A 9,591-nucleotide genomic window follows, 5' to 3' on the forward strand; every position below is an offset into this window, starting at 1 on the left:
TCATCAACCGGATTCTGAAACAAAAGCCAATACAAACTCATCTCAATCGAGACGATCATAAAACATCATCAGAAATTAGCAGAATGGAAAACATAGAAAGTAACGAACCAATGGTACCAGGTATGACCAATGGTGCAGCAGCTACCAATGGCATGTCATTAGGAGAAATGGCTGATGACCAAATGTCTTCCTTTGACATGAATGCTGTATCCAGTCAAGGCAATATACCCACACCAGTGCCAATGAGTTCATCTGCCCCAGATAGTCCTATGGAGAATGTGCTGGTAGAAATGCGAGCACCTAAGGGTCAAGGGGCTAACTTCTTTCACATGGCAGGAAGTTTCACTGTTGCTAGCTTCCAAATCGATTATGACTACGAGCCAGTATCGATGGATCCTGAGACACCGGAACTGGCCATGCAGCTCCAAGCATCTAATCAAGAGGTGATCGTTGTCAAGGGCAAAGTTGCTCAAAACCAAATTGCCGCCCTCGAAGCCCAACCTAATGTGCTCAAAGTCTGGCCAGACACCCAGATCGAACCCTTCAGCACTACCACCCTACAGCAAGAGTATCCCATGGTAGAACCGATGGCAGGGTTTAGTAGCTGTCCTATTGGTTCTTGTGACTGTAACCCTGGGGCTGCTAAGGGAACTATGGCGGACGTAGCCAAATATCTTGGCGTTGATCAAATTCATGCTGCTGGTTATAAAGGTCAAGGCATTGTTGTTGGTGTCGTTGATGGCGGAATTACAGCAGCTGGTCGTCCTGTTCGTCCCGGAGAACCCTCCAAGCGGATTCCCAATGTCATTGGTGGCTTCCACCGCACAGTGGAATGGGGGACTCAAGCTCGCAGCTGGGGCGAACATGGCAATATGTGCGCTACAGATGTGTTGGGTATGGCTCCAGAAGCCAAGCTCTATGACTTTCCCCTAGTAGGGAATGCCATCTCTAACGCCCTGGCTGCCTTCAATTGGGCAATCAAGCAGTATAAAATTGACGGCACACCCCACATTCTCACCAATAGCTGGGGAATTTACCAGGAACAGTGGGATAAGACTTATGCCAGAAACCCAAACCATCCCTTCACCCGTAAAGTTGTCGAAGCGATCAATCAAGGGATTCTAGTTCTGTTTGCCGCTGGTAACTGTGGTGGAACCTGTCCTGATGGTCGTTGTGCCTCAGATGTCGGTCCTGGTAAAAGTATCTGGGGCGCGAATGGTCATCCCCTAGTGATGACAGTGGGCGCAGTTAACAAAAATGAACAGTTTGTTGGCTATAGCAGCCAAGGACCAGCGGCTTTGTCCCCTAAAAAGCCAGACTTCTGTTCCATCACTCACTTCCGGGGTTACTTCCCCTCTGATACCGGTACCTCGGCTGCCACACCCATTGCTGCTGGAGTAGTAGCCTTGCTCAAGCAAGCCAAGCCGAGCTTGACTCAGGAGGAGGTTAAGAAACTCCTGGAGAGTACTGCTAAAAATATTGGTTCTCAGGGATGGGATCAGCATTCCGGTGCTGGCATTATTCAGCCCAAGGTAGCCTTTGACAAAATCAAAACTCCCCCCCCTCGCCCTCGCCCTCGCCCCAGTGATGGTACTTGGAGTGACTGGGAAAATTTAGGGGGCTATGGCATATATAGCCCAGCAGCTGCTTCCTGGGGACCTAACCGCATTGACACTTTTGTCATTGGTACTGACCACGCTATGTATCACAAGTGGTGGGATGGCTCGGCTTGGCGCGGCTGGGAAAACTTAGAGGGTTACATTATTTCTACACCCGCAGCAGTTTCCTGGGGACCTAACCGCATTGACACCTTTGTAGTTGGTAGCAATAATTCCCTCTACCGCAAGTGGTGGGATGGCTCCGCTTGGCGCGGTTGGGAAAATCTAGGGGGCTACTGCCTGTATGCTCCAGCGGCTTCTTCCTGGGGACCTAACCGCATTGACACTTTTATCATTGGTACTGACCACGCCGTCTACCACAAGTGGTGGGATGGCTCGGCTTGGCGTGGCTGGGAAAACTTAGGAGGCTACTCTGTTTCTGCACCCGCAGCAGTGTCTTGGGGTCCAAACCATATCGCTATCTTTACCATTGGTCGCGATCGCGCTCTATACTACAAGAGCTGGAATGGTTCCATTTGGAGTCCATGGGAAAAATTGGGAGGCTACTGTCAGTATGGTGTAGCCGCTGTCTCCAGGGGAGTCAACCAGCTCGATTGTTTCGTGATTGGATCCATGGGCAAGGTCTATTGCCGTTCCTGGGATGGTTCTGCCTGGAAAAATTGGAAAAATCTAGGTGGTTACAGCATTGCTGGGGTAGCAGCAGCATCTTGGGGACCTGACCGCGTTGATGTTTTTGTCGCCGCTGGTGATCATGCTCTGCACCACAAGTGGATGGGTTGAGATCAACATTACTAATTAAGGAATTAAAGGAAAAGGGCATGCATGGAGAATGCTATCGTTTATGATTGCCCTTTTCCTTTCCTAATTAAATAGCATAAAACCTAGTCTGAATTCCGGTTAGTCAATTATTATATAGCAATTCTACGACTTGTGAGGTACAAATATCTGGGTTTTAGGGAGCAGGGAGCAGGGAGCAGGGAGCAGGTAATAGAAAAGAGGCAAGAGCCAATATTCAAACAATTATGTGTACCTCATGAGTCCTATAAACGCTATATTTTTAATACAAAGTAAATAACAATTTTAAAGTTTAAATCACACCTTATTAATTAACATATTAATCCTAAATTAATTTAATTGTAATATTTTTTTTAACCTGTTCCGTATTCCCTGTTCCCTGTTCCCTGTTCCCTGTTCCCTGTTCCCTGTTCCCTTTACTACACTTTTAATGTAACAATTAACCAACACCCAATAATTATAAGTACTCAACCCAACTCAAGATGATGGAAAGCACAGACTTTATCAATCAAAATCCCAGGTCGCCGATTCTCGTAAAAATGCCTGGAGAAGATGGATCAACTGGGTCAACTATTGATCAAAGTATGCCCAGAGAGGTAGCGATTGAGCATGGTGTGAATACCTTGGTTAATGACGTAGTGGATCAAGCCTTAGTGCAGGTTAAAAGTAACCAAGAACTGCAATTAGTGCGGGAAAATGTTGCTACGGTGATGGGAGATACCCTTAAGGAAATAGCTGCTGAACACCCTCAGTTTCAAAGCCCACTGGCAACAGGTGTTAGCCCAATAAATAATACTAATACTAATACTATTAATAGTGCAGTTGACTGTGGTATCAGTGGGGCAAAGCAAGTTCAAGAGCTAGGCTTTACTGAGTTTACTGCTGGGCTGATTAACAGTACTTTCGACGCTATCATGGGTGCAACTATCAAGCAGATGGAAGCCTATCGGGAACTTGTAGCCAATCTCGCTAAAACTCTGGCTCAGTTCCAAGCGGAGAATGTCTCTGATGCCCACATTACTGACCATCTTGCCCAACACTACCCTGATGGTCAGGGGGGAACAGTTGTGCGTCCCAACTACACCTTTAAAACTATCCCTGCTGACCCCAACACTGGTACTCAAGAAAAACCAGCCAATCACCTTTTAAGGGAAGTAGCTCAAGCTCTAGAAGCTGAAACCATTAATCTTACAAATCCCCTGATACTTACCATCCAAGAGAATCAGGAGAGATTCTTCACTGACCAAGTCCAAGAGATTCGCTCGAAAATTGGTGAGTTACTAGCAACTAATATGATCGAGAATCTGCGGGCAATAGCACGAGAAGGAATGGCACGGATTGTAGTAACTGATGGGGAAATTCTCTCGAAGCTCACCTTCAATCTGACTGCTACTGAGAAACAAACAACAGGAACAAACCAGTATGAGCGTCAACATCAGCATCAACAAGCCAACCCCTACATCAGAGGTCGTGCGGTAGCAGGATCGGGTAACGTTTCTACTGGTGCTAGTCACAATAAACTCACCGTTAAGCCAGTGAATGAGAGTTCATTCGATGCAGTGACTATGAATACAGACATTATTGGTCAGGTTAAGATTCGCTTTAGGACTGAAACATTTCCACCAGTGGACAGGAATGGATAAGGGAGTACAACTATGGCGCGATCGCTTTCAAACAAGCTTAAAATCGGCATATATTGATAAGTTTGGGGATTACCCTGACGGATATAGACAAACTGATAAAACAGACCATTAGTGGCTAATCCCCAAACAAATTCTTGATGCTCTAGGCTGTTGAAAGCATAAGTCAGTAATTGCGGTAAACCTGTTGATGCCTCAATGACTAATAACTATTTACCCCAAGCCATAGAAACGCATAGGATTATCCCAGAGGATCTTTTGCACTATCTTCTCAGATAACTGGTCCTGAAGTCCTACCACTTGCTCAATAATCTTGGGATTGTGGTCTATGTGAGGGTAGTCAGAACCAAATATCAAATTATCAGAACCAATGTACTTGATAAGATCACGCAGATAAGGCTCATCTGGCTCAATGGAAATGAAGCACTGGCGACGGAAATACTCTGAAGGCTTCATGGTTACATTATCTTTGACCTCCCAGGCCAGTTGATCGTACTCTTCATCTAGCCGCCACAGCCAGTAGGGAAGCCAGCCGCAACCGGACTCAAGAAACGCTACTCTGAGATTGGGGTGGCGCTCTAATACTCCCCCTTCGATCAGTGCCAACATTGCCATCATCTGTTCCATGGGATGAGAGCAAGCATGCATGGCAAAACGGGTATTAAATCGATCTGATCCAGTAGTCGGTAATCGAGAATGGCTACCCTCATGAATGGCAACTGCTATGCCCAGGCTCTCACACTCGGTCCAAAAGGGCTCATAGGCCGGGTCACTTAGCAGTCGTCCCTTAACCGGATTTGGTCGCACAAAGACAGCTTTCCAGCCAAACTCTGCGATCCGATGTAATTCCGACACCATGCTGCTGGGGTCGTGTAGACTAATCGCTCCTACCCCTTTCAGTAGTTGCGGTTCATAGCTGCAAAAGTCTCGTAACCAATTGTTGTAGGCACGGGTGAGTGCTGCTGCCAGTGACGAATCCATCGTATCGATCGCCAACATCCACAATCCCATAGTTGGATACAGAAACGAAATATCCACACCCATCCGCTTCATGGCTTTGACCTGAGAGTCTGGGCCAGAGCCTACGTTTTTATAGGTAGCCTGGTCCCGGATTGCTACCTTAAGTCCTTCAGCCCAAACAGCGTCGGATATTTTATTATAAATTGTCTCACCTTCCACTCTCATATACTTAGTTGGAGGGGAAAAGATATCAATTTTCACAACCCCATCCTTTTCGGAGGGTTGATATCGATAGGGTGCATGACTTTTAAATGCAGGTTCCAGGTACTTCTCCCACATATCTATCGGTTCAGTCACATGGCCATCGGCATCAATAATTTGATAGTCTTTCAGCATTGTTATTTTGTTGAAGGTTCGATGTTTTTCGCGTAGCGTGGCCTTTTGGCCAAGGTTTGATGTTTAAGGTTGAAGGTTCAATGTTTAAGGTTGAAGGTAAGCATATGCGCTACGCGCACGCTGCGCGAACAGCGGTCAGCGGTCAGCCGTGAGCCTTCTGCTCACGCGTGCGCGAACAGCTTATTTTCTTCAAAAGCACCTCAAGTAGCGTGGGTGTAGCGCATAAACTTTTCCCGTAGCGTGGCCATTCGCTTAGCGTGGCCATAGGCCAAGGCTAATGGCTGATAGCTGTTCGCGTAGCGTGCGCGTAGCGCTTAAGCTGATAACTGAGTGCTTAGATCAGAAGAAAATCGGAAATGGGTTGAGTTGGTTTTCGTTGAGGGATTGTGGTAACTGACCCATCTGTACTGGCACATCATAAAGTCTTCCGGGAGCCCACCGTTTCCAAAAGTGTCGCAGACCGGGGACAATCACTTTGACAACATTGAGTCCAATATCGGGACGGGTTTGATTTAGAACCAGGGTTTCCATACCTTGCTTGGCAGCAATGTCTACACAGGTTTGAACATCGTCTCGCAGATCATCGCTGCTCAGTTGAGGATAATCGCTGTAGAGTTTTGGAGTAGTGTTTTGATCCGGTATCAGATACGGCTGATTCTCTAAGGTAGCCATTCGCCACCAGTCTGTAGCTAACTCATCGGAGTAGTTGTAATTAGTGCTGCCATCGGGAGCTATGGATATAACCGCTGGAAGCATCTGGTTTAATTCCGTTAGCGATCGCATAATCCCAATTTTGGGGTCGAAATGAGCACCGAAGGCAAAAATAATATCTTCCACAGGTTGATCAATCCTCCTGGAAAGAGCAGCAAAGGCCGGAATCCCTAAATCGCTAGTGAGATCGAGTACCCAGAGTTCACGGTTGAGGGACTGGTAATATTCCTTGAGAGCTGTAAAATAGGGTTGGTTAAAACTCTCTAAATCCACAGCTGGTCGTTTGAGGCGGTTATACCACCACAGCGCTACACTATCTCGCTCTACTAACTCCATGAATCCTTGTAGGATTGCTTCTTCTTTGGTGTTGCCAGCCGCAGTACCATTGGAGTCTGCCCAACAATCTGGTTTAGAGGGTTTCGGGTAGCCGTAATAGCAGTAAGCTGTGGGTAAATACTTAAATGTTTTGTCAGTCAAAGACCAAATCGGTGTCCAGTCAATCTCTCGTTGCTCATCAAAGGGTTCTGGAACCTTTTGAAAAAAGCTCGGACAGCTTTGATTCCAGTCCTGGCGGGTTTGGTATTGGCGATCGCTAAACAGCATACAAGCATTGGGGTGAATCGCCACATCCGCCATACTCTTGTAGCTACCTTTGCGTCGAATTTCGTCTCCCTGAAACACACCAGAATATCTCTCAATCGCTTCCCCAAGGGCGCTGGCTTTGGCCTGAGCGTCAGTCTGTCCTTTGCCAGCACTTCTGCCACGGAGGTGTTTCCGCAAGAAGTATAAACTATCCAACATGCTGGCAAAATTATGTCCAGCCACATAGGTAGGGGTCAAATCGCTTTTTAACTTAGAAACTTTACTAATTCCTCTAACTGCTCCGATTATCGGACTAATGTGGTGTTCGTATCGCTGAAGGGTTTTTTCTGGTGAAACACAACGGTGTCCACCATCAGCTGTAAAGGTTTTCTTCCGGCTTTCTAATAAAACGGGCAAGGGGTCTCTATTTCCTAGATAGTCTGAGTCGCCACAAGCAGGACATTGAGGACGCTTGACCAGAGTGTGATTTTTGGTTTCTAAGGATATGGTGTCAAAGGTGAGCAGAGTCCCTTTCAGGGATGGATGGTCTCCCTGAACAATCCATTTGGCGATTTCAGTAGCCGCTAGATTTAGTCCAGTGTTTAGAGTAGAGGGTAGTAAAGAGCGAGAGGTTGGGAAAGCCGTCGAGATACTGTTAGGTTGGCGATGTTTGCGCAGAAAATCTTCCACAGGGCGATTAGCTTGCAGCCGTTGGGCTAGACATTCCCAACACCCAGTTTTTCCAGGTTCGAAAATCGGACCAATCCAAATCATTTTGCCCACTGGCTTGACCAGCATCCACGGACGCTGGGACTGTAAAGCCTTGTGATTGAACTGATCAAGACCGACTTGGAGATAGTCATCGGTTAATACAACAGCAATATCTCCGTCTTCAGCCACCTGAATATTGAGTGATTCCAGGATGGCGATCAAGGGTTGGGTTGGAACCGTGCCAAAAGACCTTACTGAAACCTTAGTAGATTGCAAGCGGCTGGTGGCTGTGGTGTGATCAACATTCAAAAAATTCCAGAACGCTGCTACCTCTGATGGCATATCTGAGGGCATCGGGTTATCGTTTTCCACGATATACCCTTTCTTTTCCATCAGCATCAAAGCATAGTAAATCTCAGCCGTGGAGGCTTGGCCTTCCATCAGGTTAATAATCTCTTCCACGGAATGCTCCCCATCAATTAAAGGAGCTAATTTTTCATAAAGATCACCATTGAGAACAAAATATTCTGACTCGGACAGTAGAAAGACACCAACTGACTCGACATCTTCGATATGAAAGCAAGGTTTAAATATAGGTTTGTTAAGCATTGTTACTTTTTATGTTTTCTCTAGGGAGGCATACTATCGCAAAGGGAACAGGGAATAAGGAATAGGGAATAGGGAATAAGGAATAGGGAATAAAAATTCTCACAGCAGCCTTAACTATGGCAGCAGAATCAGGGGGCTAACCCTTGACGATAGATCAATAGTCCTGTAATGTAGTGATTAGTTGATGAGACTTACTGGAATTGCTATAGTTTAAGCTTGCTATAATTCAAGCAAGACATGGTAAACTAGAAGTATAGGGCTTAGCTTAAGTTGACTAGCCCCGTTTGATCGAGTCGGTTTGATCAAGTTGAATTGATTTACTAGGCGTACCGATACTCAATCGGATCCAACTAAGGCTGATCCAAGTATCGGACTAAGCAACGGGCAGGTATAAAAGGCCCGTTACCAGTCAAAATTGCCGGTAGCTAACCCCTCGTTAGAGGTAAAGCCGGTTAGAGATAAAAATTGATAGGTTTCTATCTGGTTGCTCTATTAGGGTAATCGCTGACCATGGCCTGGTTGAATCAGGCTCAATAAAGCGTTTACCCGATAGGGCTTTCCTATCCTAAAATCGATGGCGACTTTATGTGTTTGTTCAGACCTCTTCGGGGTAGTCAGCTAGTTTTCCCTAGAGCCACTAGGGATTTTAGCAGCTCCCAGGAACGGGGGAGTCATCCATTACAGTCTCTTCCACCCAACTACTAATTTGTTGGTCGGTGAGGTCGCTGGGCTTAGCAGGCAGATTGATTTCATAAATCATTGCACCACCATCAGCGGTTGTGAGGGCTGGAGCGCCAGTTGATCCCTGATGCACCACCACGTTCACGAAATCTTCTACCACTAGTCCAGCTTCCCGAAGAATTTCCCGAGGAGCACTGACAAAGCGCTTACGGAATTCATCGTCGAGCCAGGCTTTGGCAACAAGTTGGGAAACGGTGGTTTCTAAGGTTTTTAAATTTGCGGTCAATTTCATGTTGATTCTCCGGTAGAAGTTATTCTGTACAAATTGAGTTGTTTTTTGGAGTCTTTCGGGGTTTTGATTAACCCGTTTGATCAACTCCAACGACTACACAAGTAGTTCTAACAAACCCTAAAAATCATTCCGTCGTAGCTAATCGAGTAAGTAAATATACACATATCCAGGAAAGAGTGCTAGGGATTTTCTCAGGGATATCATGCCTAGTACTAGAGAAATTCAACCTACCGAAAGCAGCATGAAATCTTTATTATGCCTAGGCAAGGTGCCTGTGTCGCTGCACCAAGTAAGGGGGGTTAGTAGTAACTGAGCCTGAGGGTGAGATGTCTATGATTATACGTATACTTATAGGTATTTTTATATACTTATAACTTTTGTAATGTCAAGTAACTGAATTAATACTTTCTTAATAGTATTTTTAATAATTACTAAAAATTGTTAAGAGTTATTGTCTTGACTATGTTCCCAATCATCTAGATCAAGCTGCAAAAAGAAAGATAATCTTTTAAAAGCATTTGTCAATTCCCCGATATAAAATACCCCTTGATAGGCTTTGTATTTAGGTTGTAAACACAGGAATTGCTGAAAAAGA

At 45.7% G+C, this 9,591-nt stretch carries 5 protein-coding genes; 2 read left to right on the top strand and 3 right to left on the bottom strand.

Annotated features, from left to right (window positions below; translation table 11 throughout):
- Both F6K52_RS25920 and F6K52_RS25925 read left to right on the top strand, forming a co-directional pair.
- A partial coding sequence (locus F6K52_RS25920) for a S8 family serine peptidase (RefSeq protein WP_364419698.1) occupies window positions 1-2,399 on the top strand: 2,399 nt, incomplete at its 5' end.
- Window positions 2,400-2,896: 497 nt separating this feature from the next.
- Entirely contained in the window at window positions 2,897-4,057 is a 1,161-nt protein-coding gene (locus F6K52_RS25925; RefSeq protein ID WP_293084978.1) for a hypothetical protein, read from the top strand.
- A gap of 210 nt (window positions 4,058-4,267) precedes the next feature.
- Here the strand turns inward: F6K52_RS25925 and F6K52_RS25930 are convergent, their stop codons facing one another.
- From F6K52_RS25930 to F6K52_RS25940, 3 genes are all read right to left on the bottom strand, one after another.
- Window positions 4,268-5,410, bottom strand: a complete 1,143-nt coding sequence (locus tag F6K52_RS25930) for an amidohydrolase family protein (protein ID WP_293084981.1) — start codon at window positions 5,408-5,410, stop codon at window positions 4,268-4,270.
- 339 nt (window positions 5,411-5,749) lie between these two features.
- Window positions 5,750-8,023 carry a TOMM precursor leader peptide-binding protein gene (locus tag F6K52_RS25935; protein WP_293084984.1) on the bottom strand — a complete coding sequence of 758 codons (2,274 nt, stop codon included), beginning with the start codon at window positions 8,021-8,023 and terminating at the stop codon, window positions 5,750-5,752.
- Window positions 8,024-8,669: 646 nt separating this feature from the next.
- On the bottom strand, window positions 8,670-8,996 hold the full coding sequence (locus F6K52_RS25940) for a hypothetical protein (RefSeq protein WP_293084987.1): 327 nt from the start codon (window positions 8,994-8,996) through the stop codon (window positions 8,670-8,672).
- Window positions 8,997-9,591: the final 595 nt, after the last annotated feature.

The sequence above is a fragment of the Moorena sp. SIO3H5 genome (assembly GCF_010692395.1).
In the GTDB taxonomy this organism is placed as follows: domain Bacteria; phylum Cyanobacteriota; class Cyanobacteriia; order Cyanobacteriales; family Coleofasciculaceae; genus Moorena.